This is a genomic window from Enterobacter cloacae complex sp. IR5401, from assembly GCF_049238425.1.
Taxonomy (GTDB): domain Bacteria; phylum Pseudomonadota; class Gammaproteobacteria; order Enterobacterales; family Enterobacteriaceae; genus Enterobacter; species Enterobacter hormaechei_C.
In genome coordinates this window covers 1-16584 of record NZ_JBMKHN010000010.1, presented here as the reverse complement: position 1 = coordinate 16584, position 16584 = coordinate 1, and the positions used below count along the sequence as shown (strand labels likewise).

Here is a 16584-nt window from a genome sequence, read left to right as displayed (position 1 = left end):
CCTCTGAAAGGGTGACAATTGCGCTTTGAGGGTATATGTTGTTTTTTACCCGAAAATCGCAGGAGATAGCGGCATAATGGCTGATAAATTCCAAATTTTAGTTTTAAACGGACCGAACCTGAACATGCTCGGCACCCGTGAGCCAGAGAAGTACGGCACGCTAACATTGAGCGAAATTGTTAACCGTCTGAGTACGGAAGCAGCGTCGCTGAATGTGGATTTGGACCATTTTCAGTCTAACGCGGAGTACGCAATCATCGACCGTATTCATCAGGCTAAAGACACTGTGGACTATATCCTGATCAATCCGGCCGCGTTTACGCACACCAGTGTTGCTATACGCGACGCACTGCTCGCGGTGAGTATCCCGTTTATCGAGATTCACCTGAGTAACGTGCACGCCCGAGAGCCGTTCCGCCACCACTCCTACCTGTCAGATATCGCCGCTGGCGTGATTTGTGGGCTGGGTGCAGACGGCTATTCATACGCTTTACAGACAGCGGTAAAACGCTTGTCACAATCACACTAAACAAGAGTACGGAACCCACTCATGGATATTCGTAAGATTAAAAAACTGATCGAGCTGGTTGAAGAATCAGGCATCTCCGAACTGGAAATTTCTGAAGGCGAAGAGTCTGTACGCATCAGCCGTGCAGCCCCAGCCGCTAGCTTCCCGGTAATGCAGCAAGCTTATGCTGCGCCAGTGCAGCAGCCTGCGCTCTCCGCAGCCGTTGCGCCAGCGGCAGCAGAAGCGGCACCTGCGGCTGCAACAGAAATCAGTGGTCACATCGTACGTTCCCCAATGGTTGGTACTTTCTACCGCACCCCGAGCCCGGACGCGAAGGCGTTCATCGAAGTGGGTCAGAAAGTCAACGTAGGCGATACCCTGTGCATCGTTGAAGCCATGAAAATGATGAACCAGATCGAAGCAGACAAATCAGGTACTGTGAAAGCGATCCTGGTCGAAAGTGGTCAGCCGGTAGAATTTGACGAGCCGCTGGTCGTCATCGAGTAACGAGGCGAACATGCTGGATAAAATTGTTATCGCCAACCGTGGCGAGATTGCACTGCGTATTCTTCGTGCCTGTAAAGAACTGGGCATCAAGACCGTGGCCGTGCATTCAAGCGCGGATCGCGATTTAAAACACGTATTGCTGGCGGATGAGACGGTCTGTATCGGTCCGGCTCCGTCCGTAAAAAGCTATCTGAACATCCCGGCGATCATCAGCGCCGCCGAAATCACTGGCGCGGTCGCGATTCACCCGGGTTATGGTTTCCTCTCTGAGAACGCCAACTTTGCTGAGCAGGTTGAACGCTCTGGCTTTATCTTCATTGGCCCGAAAGCTGACACCATTCGCCTGATGGGTGACAAAGTGTCTGCCATCACCGCGATGAAAAAAGCTGGCGTGCCAACCGTACCGGGCTCTGACGGCCCGCTGACCGACGATATGGATGCTAACCGCGCCCATGCTAAACGCATTGGCTATCCGGTGATCATCAAAGCGTCCGGCGGCGGCGGCGGTCGCGGTATGCGCGTTGTACGCAGCGATGCTGAACTGGCGCAGTCCATCTCCATGACCAAAGCGGAAGCGAAAGCGGCTTTCAGCAATGACATGGTGTACATGGAAAAATACCTGGAAAACCCACGCCACATCGAAATTCAGGTGCTGGCTGACGGTCAGGGTAACGCGATCTATCTGGCAGAACGTGACTGCTCCATGCAGCGTCGTCACCAGAAAGTCGTCGAAGAAGCGCCAGCGCCGGGCATTACGCCGGAACTGCGTCGCTACATCGGTGAGCGTTGCGCCAAAGCGTGTGTCGATATCGGCTATCGCGGGGCGGGTACCTTTGAGTTCCTGTTCGAAAACGGCGAGTTCTACTTCATTGAGATGAACACCCGTATTCAGGTTGAACACCCGGTTACCGAAATGATCACCGGCGTTGACCTGATTAAAGAGCAGCTGCGTATCGCAGCCGGTCAGCCGCTGTCCATCAAGCAGGAAGAAGTTGTGGTGAAAGGCCATGCGGTAGAATGCCGTATCAACGCCGAAGACCCGAACACCTTCCTGCCAAGCCCGGGTAAAATCACGCGTTTCCACGCGCCGGGTGGCTTTGGCGTGCGCTGGGAGTCTCATATCTACGCCGGTTACACCGTACCGCCGTACTATGACTCAATGATCGGTAAGCTCATCTGCTACGGCGAAAACCGTGACGTGGCGATTGCCCGCATGAAGAACGCCCTGCAGGAACTGATCATCGACGGAATCAAAACCAACGTTGATCTCCAGATGCGCATTATGAGCGACGAGCACTTCCAGAATGGTGGGACTAACATCCACTACCTGGAGAAAAAACTCGGTCTGAACGAGAAGTAAGAGATCAGTGTTGCTAAAAGGCCGGATTATCCGGCCTTTTTTATTTCTGGGGATCGCTAAGCCCCATCATGTACAATCCCCGCTTTCTTCATCCACAAGGGACAAAAAATGGACAAACGTTTTGTTCAGGCCCATAAAGAAGCGCGCTGGGCGCTGTGGCTGACCCTTCTCTATCTTGCTGCATGGTTAGTAACCGCTTACTTACCAGACTCTGCTATTGGCATCACCGGCCTGCCGCACTGGTTCGAATTGGCCTGCCTGCTGGTTCCGCTGGTGTTTATCCTGCTGTGCTGGGCAATGGTGAAATTTATCTACCGGGATATTCCGCTGGAGGACGATGATGCAGCTTGAAGTCATTCTGCCGCTTGTCGCTTACCTGCTGGTCGTATTTGGATTGTCCATTTACGCCATGCGCAAAAGAACGACCGGTGCCTTTCTGAACGAGTATTTTCTCGGCAGCCGTTCGATGGGCGGCGTTGTGCTGGCAATGACGCTGACCGCGACCTATATCAGCGCCAGCTCGTTTATTGGCGGCCCCGGTGCGGCCTACAAATACGGGTTAGGCTGGGTTTTGCTGGCGATGATCCAGCTGCCTGCCGTCTGGCTCTCGTTGGGCATACTGGGTAAAAAATTTGCCATTCTGGCGCGCCGTTACAATGCCGTGACGCTCAACGATATGCTCTTTGCCCGTTACCAGAGCCGCTTGCTGGTGTGGCTGGCGAGCTTGAGCCTGCTGGTGGCGTTTATCGGTGCGATGACCGTACAGTTTATCGGCGGTGCGCGTCTGCTGGAAACGGCGGCCGGCATCCCTTACGAGACAGGCCTCATCATCTTCGGGGTAAGCATCGCGCTCTATACTGCGTTTGGCGGATTCCGCGCCAGCGTGCTGAACGATACGCTGCAGGGAATGGTGATGCTCATCGGTACGATCGTTCTGCTGGTGGGGATTGTCCATGCGGCGGGTGGACTCACTCACGCGGTGGAAACCCTGGAAGCGATTGACCCGAAACTGGTCTCGCCGCAGGGCGCAGATGATATCCTCTCTCCGACCTTTATGACCTCATTCTGGGTGTTAGTCTGCTTCGGAGTAATTGGTCTGCCGCATACCGCCGTGCGCTGTATCTCCTATAAAGACAGCAAAGCCGTTCACAAGGGCATCATCATCGGGACGATTGTGGTCGCTGTCCTGATGTTTGGTATGCATCTGGCGGGGGCATTAGGGCGCGCGGTAATCCCCGATCTTACCGTGCCGGATCTGGTTATCCCGACGCTGATGGTCAAAGTACTGCCCCCCTTTGCCGCCGGGATTTTCCTCGCCGCGCCAATGGCCGCCATTATGTCGACCATCAACGCTCAGTTACTGCAAAGTTCCGCTACGATCATTAAAGATCTCTATCTGAACCTGCGCCCTGAACAGGTTGAAAATGAACGTCGCCTGAAGCATATGTCAGCGGTGATTACGCTGGTGCTAGGCGCGTTGCTGCTGTTAGCCGCATGGCGCCCGCCGGAGATGATCATCTGGCTGAACCTGCTGGCATTTGGTGGGCTTGAGGCGGTATTCCTGTGGCCGCTGGTGTTAGGGCTCTACTGGGAACGCGCAAATGCTGCAGGTGCGCTGAGCGCGATGATTGTTGGCGGCGTGCTGTACGCCGTTCTCGCAACGTTTAAGATTCAGTACCTGGGCTTCCATCCGATTGTGCCTTCGTTACTGCTAAGTTTACTGGCGTTTGTGGTGGGGAACCGTTTCGGTCAGCCCGTCCCACAGCCCGCTATGATTTCTACTGATAAATAAAGAGTTTTGCCATGCCGTGGATCCAACTAAAACTGAATACAACCGGCGCGAACGCCGAAGAGCTGAGTGATGCGCTGATGGAGGCCGGTTCGGTCTCTATCACCTTCCAGGACACGCATGACACGCCGGTCTTTGAGCCGCTGCCAGGCGAAACGCGCCTGTGGGGTGATACGGACGTTATCGGCCTGTTCGATGCAGAAACCGATATGAAAGAGGTCGTGGCGATTCTGGAAAACCATCCGCTGCTGGGCGCGGGTTTCGCGCATAAAATTGAACAGCTGGAAGACAAAGACTGGGAACGCGAGTGGATGGACAACTTCCATCCGATGCAGTTTGGTCAGCGTCTGTGGATCTGCCCAAGCTGGCGTGAAGTGCCCGATGAAAACGCCGTCAACGTGATGCTGGATCCGGGTCTGGCGTTCGGCACCGGTACCCACCCGACAACCTCCCTGTGCCTGCAATGGCTGGATGGCCTGGATCTGGAAGGCAAAACCGTGATCGACTTCGGTTGCGGATCCGGGATCCTTGCTATCGCAGCACTGAAACTGGGCGCAGCAAAAGCCATCGGGATCGACATCGATCCGCAGGCGATTCAGGCCAGCCGTGATAACGCCGAGCGTAATGGCGTTTCCGATCGCCTTGAACTGTATCTGCCCGATGCACAGCCAGAGGCGATGAAAGCCGATGTGGTGGTCGCGAATATCCTGGCTGGCCCATTACGCGAGCTGGCGCCGTTAATCAGCGTGCTGCCGGTTGAAGGCGGTCTGCTGGGCCTGTCCGGTATCCTTGCCAGCCAGGCAGACAGCGTCTGTGAAGCCTACGCCGATCTCTTTGCGCTCGACCCGGTGGTCGAGAAAGAAGAGTGGTGTCGCATCACCGGTCGTAAAAAATAAACGTTTGGCGTGGTCGTCTGACCACGCCTTTTCCCTTCGGTTTTTTCTCCCGCCTTCTTCCTTTCTTCGATAAAATAACCCCACAAATCACAATGTTAATTATTGATTTGGATAATAAAATTCACAGGAAGAATATGATGAAACACATTTCAGGCAAGGCAGCGCTGCTGGCGCTGAGCATGATTTCGGCTACGGCTTACGCATCACACTGGAGCTATCAAGGAGAAGGCGCACCGGAACACTAGGGCGAACTGGACGAGGCGTACAAGACGTGTAAAAGCGGAATGTATCAGTCGCCGGTCAACATAGATAACACGGTCAAAGCCCACATCTCTCCGCTGGAAACGCACTATATCGACGGCCCGGTCATTCTGACAAATAACGGCCATACTATCCAGGCGAGTGAAAATGCCGATACACGCGACAGCATCACGCTTGATAAACAGCGCTGGACGTTACAGCAGTTCCATTTCCATGCACCATCCGAAAACACGGTGCACGGTAAAAAATACGCAATGGAAATGCATCTGGTCCATAAAAACGCTGACGGCGAACTGACGGTCGTTGCCGTTATGTTCGATCAGGGCGCTGCAAACACTGAACTGGATAAACTCTGGGGCGTGATGCCGGGACAGGTTGACCAGAACGTCACGATTAAGCCAACCCTTGATATGAATAAATTACTGCCCGCGGATAAAACTTACTGGCGTTTTAGCGGCTCTCTGACCACCCCACCGTGTTCAGAAGGGGTAACGTGGCTGGTCCTCAAGCATCCGCTGACCGTCTCTGCTGAACAGCTGCAAAAATTTACTCACACTCTGCACCACGAAAACAGCCGCCCGGTTCAGCCGCTTCATGGCCGTCTGGTTGTTGAATAAGTCGATTTTTTACGTTGATATCCTGTGCTGAAATGCGACGCAGATCGCAAAGAAGCGCCATAATCTGCTGCTTATAGCAGCAGATTATCCCGAACAATTGATCCATTTATTCAGAAATGATGAGAAGTTACGGGAAATTGTAAGCGCCCACAAAATGTTCATTTATTCATAACACAATGATTTAAATAGCGAATAATCTTATCCCAAAAGAATGACTGGCGATTCCTTGATCTACAACAGAGGATTGTTCAAAGTTTGGCCTTTCATCTCGTGCAAAAAATGCGTAATATACGCCGCCTTGCAGTCACAGTATGGTCATTTCTTAACTCATGCGCATCGGACACCACCAGCTCAGAAATCGCCTGATCGCAGCCCCAATGGCAGGTATTACCGACCGGCCGTTCAGGACGCTGTGCTACGAGATGGGAGCAGGATTAACCGTTTCCGAGATGATGTCGTCTAACCCGCAGGTTTGGGAAAGCGACAAGTCCCGCCTTCGGATGGTGCACGTGGATGAACCAGGTATCCGCACCGTGCAAATTGCCGGAAGCGTGCCTGAAGAAATGGCAGATGCCGCGCGTATTAACGTGGAAAGTGGCGCCCAGATTATTGATATCAATATGGGTTGCCCGGCCAAAAAGGTGAATCGCAAGCTTGCAGGTTCAGCCCTTCTGCAATACCCCGACCAGGTGAAGTCAATCCTGACGGCGGTTGTCAGCGCAGTGGACGTTCCTGTTACGTTGAAGATTCGCACGGGTTGGTCGCCGGAACACCGTAACTGCGTAGAGATTGCCCAACTGGCCGAAGACTGTGGCATTCAGGCCCTGACCATTCATGGACGCACTCGCGCCTGTTTGTTCAACGGTGAAGCTGAATACGACAGCATTCGGGCAGTTAAGCAGAAAGTTTCCATTCCGGTTATCGCGAATGGCGACATTACTGACCCGCTTAAAGCCAGAGCTGTGCTCGACTATACGGGAGCTGATGCTCTGATGATAGGACGTGCCGCTCAGGGAAGACCCTGGATCTTTCGGGAAATCCAGCATTATCTGGACACTGGGGAGCTGCTTGCCCCGCTGCCTCTGGCAGAGGTCAAGCGCTTGCTTTGTTCGCATGTTCGGGAATTGCATGACCACTATGGCCAGGCAAAAGGGTACCGAATTGCGCGTAAACACGTCTCCTGGTATCTCCAGGAGCACGCTCCAAATGACCAGTTTCGGCGCACATTCAACGCCATTGAGGATGCCAGCGAACAGCTGGAGGCGTTGGAGGCATACTTCGAAAATCTTGCGTAATGAAATAAAGAGCTGACAGAACTATGTTCGAACAACGCGTAAATTCTGACGTACTGACCGTTTCTACCGTTAACTCTCAGGATCAGGTGACTCAAAAGCCCCTGCGTGACTCGGTTAAACAGGCACTGAAGAACTATTTTGCTCAACTGAACGGTCAGGATGTTAATGACCTGTATGAGCTGGTACTGGCTGAAGTTGAACAGCCACTGTTGGACATGGTGATGCAATACACCCGTGGTAATCAAACCCGCGCTGCCCTGATGATGGGCATCAACCGTGGTACCCTGCGTAAGAAACTGAAAAAATACGGCATGAACTAATTTCGATTAGCTAACTGCTTGTTTAAAAAGGCGCTCTTCGGCATGGGGAAGCGCCTTTTTTATCGTTCGGGCGAGCAACCGTCAACGCTTTGTAAACCTTCCCTTTCCCCACTTTTCAACGCCCGCTTTTCGTGTATATTTCCACCAACTTACAGGCTCTCTTTGCGCGGAATGACACATGATTCGTAAATACTGGTGGCTGGTCGTTTTTGCTGTCTCTGTTTTCATTTTCGATGCGCTGCTGATGCAGTGGATTGAACTGATGAGCACTGAAACCGATAAATGTCGCAATATGAATTCCGTGAACCCGCTTAAACTGGTCAACTGCTCAGAGCTGGACTAACCGCTTCCATCCTGTATAAAACCCTGTTAACACCCAATAAAAACAGGGGCTTAAATCACTTTTCGTCATTTCCTGACGATGATAATGTCTGTCCCCTTTCCAACCGCTCTTGCTTAACGTCTCACACGAGTGAACAGACCATGCTGGTTAGCCAATACAACCAAATCCTCGTAGTCATCTCCTTTGTTGTTGCCATTCTTGCCGCCTATACCGCACTGAATATGGCTGCGCGCGTTGCCGGAAGCCAGGGCGTCGCTGCACGCGTCTGGCTGGCAGGTGGCGGTGTTTCGATGGGGATTGGCGTGGGGGCGATGCATTTCATCGGTATGCTGGCGATGGATCTTTCCATGAGCATGAGTTACAACGCGGCCCTGACCGTGCTTTCGATGGTTATCGCCATTAGCTCGTCAATGTTTGCCCTGTGGCTCGTTAGCGGCGAGCAGCTACGTTTGCGCCGGCTGCTGCCTGGCGCCGTCGTGATGGGAACGGGCATTGTTGCCATGCACTACACCGGTATGGCTGCCCTGGAGGTCACACCGGGTATTGTCTGGGATAAAACGTGGGTGGCTATCTCTGTGGTCATAGCCCTTGCCGCTTCACTGGCCGCTCTTTGGCTGACGTTCCGTTTACGTCAGGAAGCCGCACGAATGGCGTTGATGCGGCTGGGGGCGGCGATCACCATGGGCATCGCTATCGCTGGCATGCATTACGCTGGCATGGAAGCAGCACAATTTCCGATGTCGACGATGGTCCACCATCATGGCATTAACGGGAGCTGGCTGGCGATATTGGTTAGCGTGGTCGCGCTCGCTATTCTGGGGATTACGCTGCTGGTGTCGATGTTCGATGCCCGCCTTCAGGCTCGTACCTCGCTGCTGGCCTCATCACTGGCAGAAGCTAACCGTGAACTCGCACAGCTGGCGTTGCATGATACGCTGACGCGATTACCCAATCGTATTCTGCTTGAGGATCGCCTCGATCAGGCCATGAGCAAGGCCGATCGCGAAGGAAGCCCTTTCGCGCTGATGTTTATGGATCTTGACGGCTTTAAAACCGTCAACGATGCCTATGGTCATGATGTCGGTGACAAGCTTCTGGTAGCGGTGACTCAGCGTTTGCTGTTGCAGTTGAAAGGTCAGTACACGCTGGCGCGTATCGGTGGGGATGAATTCGTGCTGCTGGCCGAAACCGCCACCCCGGATGATGCTGCCTCACTGGCAAATTCACTGGTGCGCGTCATTGATAGCCCGTTCCATCTCGATCCTTACGAACTGATGGTCACCCTGAGCATTGGCATTGCGCTTTATCCACACGATGGCAAAACCGATCGTGAACTAATGTTTAACGCTGATGCTGCGATGTACCACACGAAACATATGGGTCGCAACGGCTATCACTTCTTCCAGCCGTCAATGAATACGCTGGCGCAGACGCATCTACAGCTGATGAATGATCTGTGGCAGGCCATCGACCGTGATGAGTTACGCCTGCTTTATCAACCTAAATTCCACGCCCCTGCCGGGCCGGTCATCGGGTTCGAAGCGCTGTTACGCTGGCAGCATCCCAAACAGGGATTACTCTCCCCCGACCTGTTTCTACCGCTGGCAGAGAAAACAGGGCTGATTATTCCGATTGGAAACTGGGTAATCGACGAGGCCTGCCGCCAGCTGCGTGAATGGCATCTTCAGGGCCACACGGACTGGTCAATGGCGGTGAATCTTTCTACGTTGCAGTTCGAACAGCCGTCGCTGGTTAAAACGGTTCTCGATTGTCTGACGCGCCATAGCGTGCCGCCCGGCATGTTGATTCTGGAGGTGACTGAAACCACGGCAATGAGCAATCCGGACGAAAGCGTACGCGTCCTGACAGCGCTGACGGATGCGGGAGTAAAAGCCTCAATAGACGATTTTGGTACAGGTTACTCAAGCCTTCTCTATCTTAAGCGGCTTCCCGCCTGCGAGTTGAAAATCGATCGCGCTTTTGTGAAAGAGTTAAGTGGAGAGAGCGAAGATGCGACAATTGTCTCGGCGATTGTCGCCCTGGCAAAAACGCTGAATCTGAAGGTCGTGGCGGAAGGGGTCGAAACCGCAGCGCAGCAGATCTTCCTGACAGAACTGGGATGCAATACGCTACAGGGTTATCTGCTGGGCAAACCAATTACCGCGCAAGCTATTATGGAACAGTGCCAGCACGGGGAGATGTCGCCACCCCGGGCGCAGTCATAAGGCTGTATCGTAAACCACTGGCGCCACTCGGGTGATATTTAGTGTCGCCAGAATATTATCCACCAGCGCCGGCGCTTGTTTGTACAGATTAAAACTGGTGTTATCCATTAACCAGTTTTTAATGACTCCGCTAAAAAAGGCATGGAAAACAATCAGCGCCAGTTCAATATTAGTTTGCGAAGAGATAATGTTATGAGCAATGCATCGCTTAAGCGTCTTGCGAAGATAATCATCGTTTAAACCGATCCGCTTGCGTATTTCACATTCTGAAATCACATCGTCATGAAATTCACACTTATGATACAGAATTTGTAAAAGCGCATACTGTCGGGGTTCGCTCGCAATATATTGCAGCGCAACAATAAATTGTTCACGAAGCATTAACAAAGGGTCGTCATTTTCGGAAAGCATTAGCCTGTCACGAATGATTTCACGCAGCGGCAATTGCTGTTCCCATATTGCGTTAAATATTTCCGCTTTACTCGAGAAATGCCAGTAAACCGCCCCGCGAGTGAGTTGAGCTGCATCGGCAATGTCGGTAAGCGTGGTGCTGGCCACACCACGCGTCGCGAATAGCCTGATAGCGGCTTCAATCAGCTGCTGGCGGGTCTTTTGAGCCTCTTCTTTCTTTTTGCGCGCCATTACCTGCTACTCGTTACTTACAAGATTGATACGTTATCAAAGGATATTGCCGTGGTCGTGTCAGACAAAGTATTAACCAAAATCCTTGTTAGTTTTGCACAAAAAAAGTCAATTCGTTTAATTTATAAACCTCGTGAATAAATTGAATATATTAAATACATAAAACATATGTATAGCTTTCACCAAAAAGCATTTCGTTGATTATCCTGACAGAAATAGAGTGTCGAATGCACTGGGTCAGATTCCGATTTTTACTTTTTAAAAGCTCCATCAGCACTTATAAATTAAAAAACATTAAATACCCTCATTATTATACGCAGCTACATTTCTTTTTTTGCCTCACACCCTTTCACCGATTCATGACAAATATCGGTTCAGGGGTAGTTTAAGGAACAGTAATGACGAATCACTTCAGATGCTTACCCTTATCCGGTTTCATTGTCTGTGCCGCGCTGCTTACCGGGTGCGATGGGCAAGAAAACCCACAGCAGCATGCGCAAGCTCCTCAGGTCAGTGTTCATATTGTTAAAAGCGCGCCACTGGCCGTAAAGACAGAATTGCCTGGCAGAACTGACGCGTATCGTGTTGCGGAGGTTCGTCCCCAGGTAAGTGGTATCATTCTGCACCGTAATTTTACCGAAGGCAGCGACGTCAAAGCGGGTGAATCCCTTTATCAGATCGATCCGGCCACGTATCAGGCAGCCTACGACAATGCGAAAGGTGAACTGGTAAAAGCACAGGCGGCGGCCAATATCGCTCATCTGACGGTGAAACGTTACGTTCCGCTGGTCGGTACGCAATATGTGAGCAAGCAGGAGTACGATCAGGCGGTGGCAACCGCCCAGCAGGCGGATGCGAGCGTCGTTGCCGCGAAGGCTGGCGTTGAAAGCGCGCGGATCAACCTGGCTTATACCAAAGTCACATCCCCAATCAACGGGCGTATAGGTAAATCCAGCGTCACCGAAGGGGCGTTGGTTACTAATGGTCAGTCGACTGCACTGGCGACGGTTCAGCAGTTCGATCCCATTTATGTCGATGTGACGCAATCCAGCAGCGATTTTATGCGTCTGAAGCAGCAGACGAGCCTGCAAAAGGGAGACACCAGCAGCGTCGAGTTGCTGATGGAAAATGGCCAGCCTTATCCACTGAAAGGAACGCTCCAGTTCTCTGATGTCACGGTAGATGAAAGTACCGGCTCAATCACCCTTCGCGCCCTCTTCCCTAACCCTCAGCATATGCTGTTACCGGGTATGTTTGTCCGTGCACGCATTGACGAAGGTACACAACCTGATGCCATTCTTGTTCCCCAGCAGGGGGTAACCCGTACACCGCGCGGGGATGCCACTGTGCTTGTGGTAAACGATAAAAACCAGGTGGAATCGCGCACTGTCGTTGCACCGCAGGCGATTGGCGATCGCTGGCTGATCACGGAAGGCCTGAAAAACGGCGACCGCGTCATTATCAGCGGCCTGCAAAAAGTTCGCCCTGGCGTTACCGTCGTGGCTATTCCTGATACCGCCGCGACTCCAGCCAGTTAAGGAATAACGACATGGCTAATTTCTTTATTCAACGGCCTGTTTTCGCCTGGGTACTCGCCATCATTCTGATGATTGCAGGCGGGCTGGCCATTTTAAAACTGCCGGTGGCGCAATATCCGACCATTGCGCCGCCAGCGGTGGCGGTGACAGCAACCTACCCTGGCGCTGATGCCCAGACGGTACAGGACACCGTAACTCAGGTTATCGAACAGAACATGAACGGTATCGATAATTTGATGTACATGTCGTCCACCAGTGATTCCGCCGGTAACGTCACCATTACGCTGACGTTCGAGTCGGGTACGGATCCTGATATCGCGCAGGTGCAGGTTCAGAACAAACTCCAGCTCGCCATGCCGCTGCTGCCGCAAGAAGTGCAGCAGCAGGGGATTGGCGTGGAGAAATCCAGCAGCAGCTTCCTGCTGGTTGCAGGCTTTGTGTCGGACAATAAAAATCTCACGCAGGATGATATCTCCGACTATGTCGCTTCTAACGTAAAAGATGCGATCAGCCGTACTTCCGGCGTCGGTGACGTGCAACTGTTCGGTGCCCAGTATGCAATGCGCATCTGGCTGGACAGCAACGCGATGAACAAATATCAGCTCACGCCGCTGGATATCATTAACCAGCTGAAAACACAGAACGACCAGATTGCTGCGGGCCAGTTGGGAGGAACGCCGTCCGTACCAGGGCAGCAACTGAACGCCTCAATTATTGCTCAAACACGCTTGAAATCGCCGGAGGAGTTTGGTCGTGTGACGCTGAAGGTGAACCAGGACGGTTCAATGGTCCACCTGAAAGATGTGGCACGCATTGAGCTGGGTGGCGAAAACTACAACATGGTCACCAAAATCAATGGCCAAGCAGCAACGGGGCTGGGGATCAAGCTGGCGACTGGCGCAAACGCGCTGGATACCGCTGCCGCCATCAAGAGTAAACTGGCGCAGTTGCAGCCCTTCTTCCCTCAGGGTCTGAAAGTCGTGTATCCGTACGACACCACACCTTTCGTGAAGATCTCCATCCATGAAGTGGTGAAGACGCTGTTTGAAGCGATTGTTCTCGTGTTCCTGGTGATGTACCTGTTCCTGCAAAACCTGCGGGCAACGCTTATTCCCACTATCGCCGTTCCCGTGGTGTTACTGGGCACCTTTGCGGTACTGGCTGCGTTCGGGTTCTCCATTAACACCCTGACGATGTTCGGGATGGTATTGGCGATAGGTCTTCTCGTCGATGACGCCATCGTGGTAGTCGAGAACGTAGAACGCGTCATGGTTGAGGACAAGCTGCCGCCAAAAGAGGCGACGCAGAAGTCAATGGAGCAAATCCAGGGCGCTCTGGTGGGCATTGCCATGGTGCTTTCGGCGGTATTTATTCCGATGGCATTCTTTGGTGGTTCAACCGGGGCTATCTATCGCCAGTTCTCGCTGACCATTGTCTCCGCGATGGCCTTGTCGGTACTGGTGGCGTTGATATTAAAGCCTGCTCTTTGTGCAACGCTGCTCAAACCGGTTTCCAGCGAACATCATGAAAAGAAAGGTGGTTTCTTCGGCTGGTTTAACGCGCTCTTTGATAAGAGTGTGGAGCACTACAGCAACAGCGTGAGCGGCATTTTACGTAAGACCGGCCGCTATCTGCTGGTTTACGTCATCATCGTCGGCGGCATGGCAGTTCTGTTCCTGCGCCTGCCTTCCTCCTTCCTGCCGGAAGAGGATCAGGGTGTGTTTATGACGATGGTTCAGTTGCCGGCAGGGGCGACGCAGATGCGTACCCAGCAGGTACTCGATCAGGTTCAGGATTATTACCTGACGAAAGAGAAAGCGAACGTTGAATCGGTCTTTACCGTAAACGGGTTTAGTTTTAGCGGACAGGGTCAGAACTCCGGTATCGCTTTCGTCAGCCTGAAGCCATGGGAAGAGCGTCCGGGCAAGGAAAACGGCGTTGAGGCGATTGTCAGCCGCGCGACGAAAGCGTTCAGCCAGATCAAAGACGGCCTTGTATTTCCGTTTAACCTGCCTGCCATTATTGAACTGGGTACCGCAACAGGCTTTGACTTTGAACTGATAGACCAGGCAAACCTGGGACATACGCAGTTAACGCAGGCGCGTAACCAGCTGCTGGGCATGGTGAGAGAACATCCTGACTTACTGGTCCGCGTGCGTCCTAACGGACTGGAAGATACGCCACAGTTCAAGCTGGACGTCGATCAGGAGAAGGCACAGGCGCTGGGTGTGAGCGTGTCTGACGTCAATCAGACTATTTCAACAGCCCTGGGAGGCACCTATGTGAACGACTTTATCGATCACGGACGGGTGAAAAAAGTTTATGTCCAGGCTGATGCTCGCTTCCGTATGCTACCCGGAGACATTAACGGCCTGTATGTGCGTAGCGCTAACGGCGAAATGGTGCCTTTCTCTGCCTTTAGCAGCTCTCACTGGGTGTACGGTTCACCGCGTCTGGAACGTTACAATGGGATGCCATCAATGGAGATCCTCGGTGAGTCTGCACCAGGCAAAAGTACCGGTGAGGCAATGGCGCTGATGGAAAACCTTGCGTCAAAACTGCCGTCCGGCATCGGCTACGACTGGACGGGGATGTCTTATCAGGAACGACTTTCCGGGAATCAGGCTCCGGCGCTGTACGCCATTTCACTTATTGTGGTGTTCCTGTGTCTGGCGGCTCTCTATGAAAGCTGGTCAATTCCATTCTCGGTCATGCTGGTTGTGCCTCTGGGGGTGATCGGTGCGCTTCTGGCTGCATCAATGCGAGGGCTGAACAATGACGTTTACTTCCAGGTTGGTCTGCTTACAACAATTGGTTTATCAGCCAAGAACGCCATACTGATCGTTGAGTTCGCCAAAGATCTCATGGATAAAGAAGGCAAAGGGATTATCGAAGCCACGCTTGAAGCCTCGCGTATGCGTCTGCGTCCTATCCTGATGACTTCCCTGGCATTCATCCTTGGTGTTATGCCTCTGGTCATCAGCAGCGGTGCAGGTAGTGGTGCACAAAATGCGGTCGGGACGGGCGTGATGGGCGGGATGCTCTCAGCCACCCTGTTGGCCATATTCTTTGTTCCTGTTTTCTTTGTGGTTGTCCGGAGACGATTTACAAAGCACAAGGATTAATGAAAATCATAAAGGCACCTCTGGTGCCTTTTTTATTTCCTGAAAACAATGTAAAAACACATCCCCTCTTCACATTTCCTCCATTAATAATTACTGCCCGCGCTTTTTTCTTCATAATTTTTACAATCCACACAAATTGAGATTATTCCACGTGCTGCATGGTATTAGTGCGGTGGTAAAATAATCATCGATTCGTTAATTGCCGCATCGGCTCTTTAGCGAATAGGCGATCATATTGAGGTAACATCATGAAAAGATTCCTTTCCGTTGCACTTCTCGCTGCGCTGCTTGCTGGTTGCGCGCACGATTCCCCATGTGTACCGGTATACGACGATCAGGGGCGACTGGTTCACACCAATACCTGTATGAAGGGCACTACCCAGGATAACTGGGAAACAGCAGGTGCGATTGCTGGTGGCGCCGCGGCAATCGCTGGCCTGACACTCGGTATTGTCGCCCTCACTAAATAAGGCTTCTAAAAGCGCGGCGATGGCCGCGCTTTTATTTTTGCCTGATATAAGAAACGTATATTCCCCATCGCAAATAACATCAGATATTAATTAAATTCAATACGCTACCTTACTCCTCGCTATATCCCTTACCTGTACAGCATTTGGCATAACATTTAATTCATTTAACACTACTGCGAGCCAGCAGAATGCATTTCACAACTACAGTTTCAGTACGGTAAAGCGCTACGTCCGTAGGGTATTAACGGCACCAGTGAGAACATCGAATGAGGGAATTGGTTTAGCTAGAGATATAACGCAAAAAGGCCATCCTTTCGGATGGCCTTTCTACTTGTTTGATGTCTGGCAGTTCCCTACTCTCACATGGGGAGACCCCACACTACCATCGGCGCTACGGCGTTTCACTTCTGAGTTCGGCATGGGGTCAGGTGGGACCACCGCGCTAAAGCCGCCAGACAAATTCTTTTACTTCTTGCCGAACTTTAACCTAAGTATAAAGTGGTGCTGATACCCAGAGTCGAACTGGGGACCTCACCCTTACCAAGGGTGCGCTCTACCAACTGAGCCATATCAGCACGCTAAATTTGATGCCTGGCAGTTCCCTACTCTCACATGGGGAGACCCCACACTACCATCGGCGCTACGGCGTTTCACTTCTGAGTTCGGCATGGGGTCAGGTGGGACCACC

At 52.3% G+C, this 16584-nt stretch carries 14 protein-coding genes, 1 tRNA gene, 2 rRNA genes and 1 pseudogene; 14 read left to right on the top strand and 4 right to left on the bottom strand.

Translation table 11 applies throughout. From position 1 onward, the window contains the following. The first annotated feature begins 76 nt into the window (after positions 1-76). The 11 genes and pseudogenes from aroQ (at position 77) to ACOTX1_RS15260 (ending at position 10121) form a co-directional block, all read left to right on the top strand. Positions 77-529 (top strand): type II 3-dehydroquinate dehydratase, encoded by a 453-nt coding sequence (gene aroQ / locus ACOTX1_RS15310; protein WP_003860391.1) that lies wholly within the window; start codon positions 77-79, stop codon positions 527-529. 21 nt (positions 530-550) lie between these two features. Further along, positions 551-1015, top strand: a complete 465-nt coding sequence (accB, locus tag ACOTX1_RS15305; protein WP_003860389.1) for an acetyl-CoA carboxylase biotin carboxyl carrier protein — start codon at positions 551-553, stop codon at positions 1013-1015. A gap of 10 nt (positions 1016-1025) precedes the next feature. After that, positions 1026-2375, top strand: coding sequence for an acetyl-CoA carboxylase biotin carboxylase subunit (gene accC, locus ACOTX1_RS15300; protein WP_003860388.1), 1350 nt, complete (start codon positions 1026-1028; stop codon positions 2373-2375). Positions 2376-2483: 108 nt separating this feature from the next. Continuing rightward, positions 2484-2726, top strand: coding sequence for a YhdT family protein (locus ACOTX1_RS15295; RefSeq protein WP_021242290.1), 243 nt, complete (start codon positions 2484-2486; stop codon positions 2724-2726). Continuing rightward, the gene (gene panF, locus ACOTX1_RS15290) at positions 2716-4167 is read left to right on the top strand and encodes a sodium/pantothenate symporter (RefSeq protein WP_008502858.1); all 1452 of its coding nucleotides are present in this window, start codon (positions 2716-2718) and stop codon (positions 4165-4167) included. The genes ACOTX1_RS15295 and panF overlap by 11 nt, the downstream gene beginning before the upstream one ends. A gap of 11 nt (positions 4168-4178) precedes the next feature. Continuing rightward, a complete protein-coding gene (gene prmA / locus ACOTX1_RS15285; protein ID WP_017382703.1) occupies positions 4179-5060 on the top strand; it encodes a 50S ribosomal protein L11 methyltransferase in 882 nt (293 codons plus the stop codon). A 137-nt stretch (positions 5061-5197) separates the two neighbouring features. Next, positions 5198-5938, top strand: a pseudogene (locus tag ACOTX1_RS15280) (carbonic anhydrase). Positions 5939-6267: 329 nt separating this feature from the next. After that, positions 6268-7233, top strand: a complete 966-nt coding sequence (dusB, locus tag ACOTX1_RS15275; protein ID WP_022651936.1) for a tRNA dihydrouridine synthase DusB — start codon at positions 6268-6270, stop codon at positions 7231-7233. 23 nt (positions 7234-7256) lie between these two features. Continuing rightward, positions 7257-7553 (top strand): DNA-binding transcriptional regulator Fis, encoded by a 297-nt coding sequence (gene fis / locus ACOTX1_RS15270; protein WP_000462905.1) that lies wholly within the window; start codon positions 7257-7259, stop codon positions 7551-7553. 178 nt (positions 7554-7731) lie between these two features. Further along, positions 7732-7896: a DUF2556 family protein gene (locus tag ACOTX1_RS15265; RefSeq protein ID WP_003860373.1), complete on the top strand. Its 165-nt coding sequence runs from the start codon at positions 7732-7734 to the stop codon at positions 7894-7896. Between the two features lie 140 nt (positions 7897-8036). Then, positions 8037-10121, top strand: a complete 2085-nt coding sequence (locus ACOTX1_RS15260) for a putative bifunctional diguanylate cyclase/phosphodiesterase (RefSeq protein ID WP_059288279.1) — start codon at positions 8037-8039, stop codon at positions 10119-10121. Here the strand turns inward: ACOTX1_RS15260 and envR are convergent. After that, the gene (gene envR / locus ACOTX1_RS15255) at positions 10116-10763 is read right to left on the bottom strand and encodes an acrEF/envCD operon transcriptional regulator (protein WP_023314924.1); all 648 of its coding nucleotides are present in this window, start codon (positions 10761-10763) and stop codon (positions 10116-10118) included. The two genes, ACOTX1_RS15260 and envR, sit on opposite strands and share 6 nt — an antisense overlap. Positions 10764-11161: 398 nt before the next feature. Here envR and ACOTX1_RS15250 point away from each other — a divergent pair, with 398 nt between their 5' ends. The 3 genes from ACOTX1_RS15250 (at position 11162) to ACOTX1_RS15240 (ending at position 15896) form a co-directional block, all read left to right on the top strand. Continuing rightward, positions 11162-12301, top strand: coding sequence for an efflux RND transporter periplasmic adaptor subunit (locus tag ACOTX1_RS15250; RefSeq protein ID WP_023314925.1), 1140 nt, complete (start codon positions 11162-11164; stop codon positions 12299-12301). 11 nt (positions 12302-12312) lie between these two features. Next, the gene (locus tag ACOTX1_RS15245; protein ID WP_263522395.1) at positions 12313-15426 is read left to right on the top strand and encodes an efflux RND transporter permease subunit; all 3114 of its coding nucleotides are present in this window, start codon (positions 12313-12315) and stop codon (positions 15424-15426) included. Between the two features lie 248 nt (positions 15427-15674). Next, entirely contained in the window at positions 15675-15896 is a 222-nt protein-coding gene (locus ACOTX1_RS15240) for a lipoprotein (RefSeq protein WP_003860364.1), read from the top strand. Between the two features lie 340 nt (positions 15897-16236). Here ACOTX1_RS15240 and rrf (ACOTX1_RS15235) read toward each other — a convergent pair. From rrf (ACOTX1_RS15235) to rrf (ACOTX1_RS15225), 3 genes are all read right to left on the bottom strand, one after another. Next, a 5S ribosomal RNA gene (gene rrf, locus ACOTX1_RS15235) occupies positions 16237-16352 on the bottom strand. Positions 16353-16395: 43 nt separating this feature from the next. Continuing rightward, positions 16396-16471: transfer RNA gene (locus ACOTX1_RS15230), tRNA-Thr, on the bottom strand. Positions 16472-16485: 14 nt separating this feature from the next. Next, positions 16486-16584, bottom strand: a 5S ribosomal RNA gene (rrf, locus tag ACOTX1_RS15225); the annotation flags it as partial.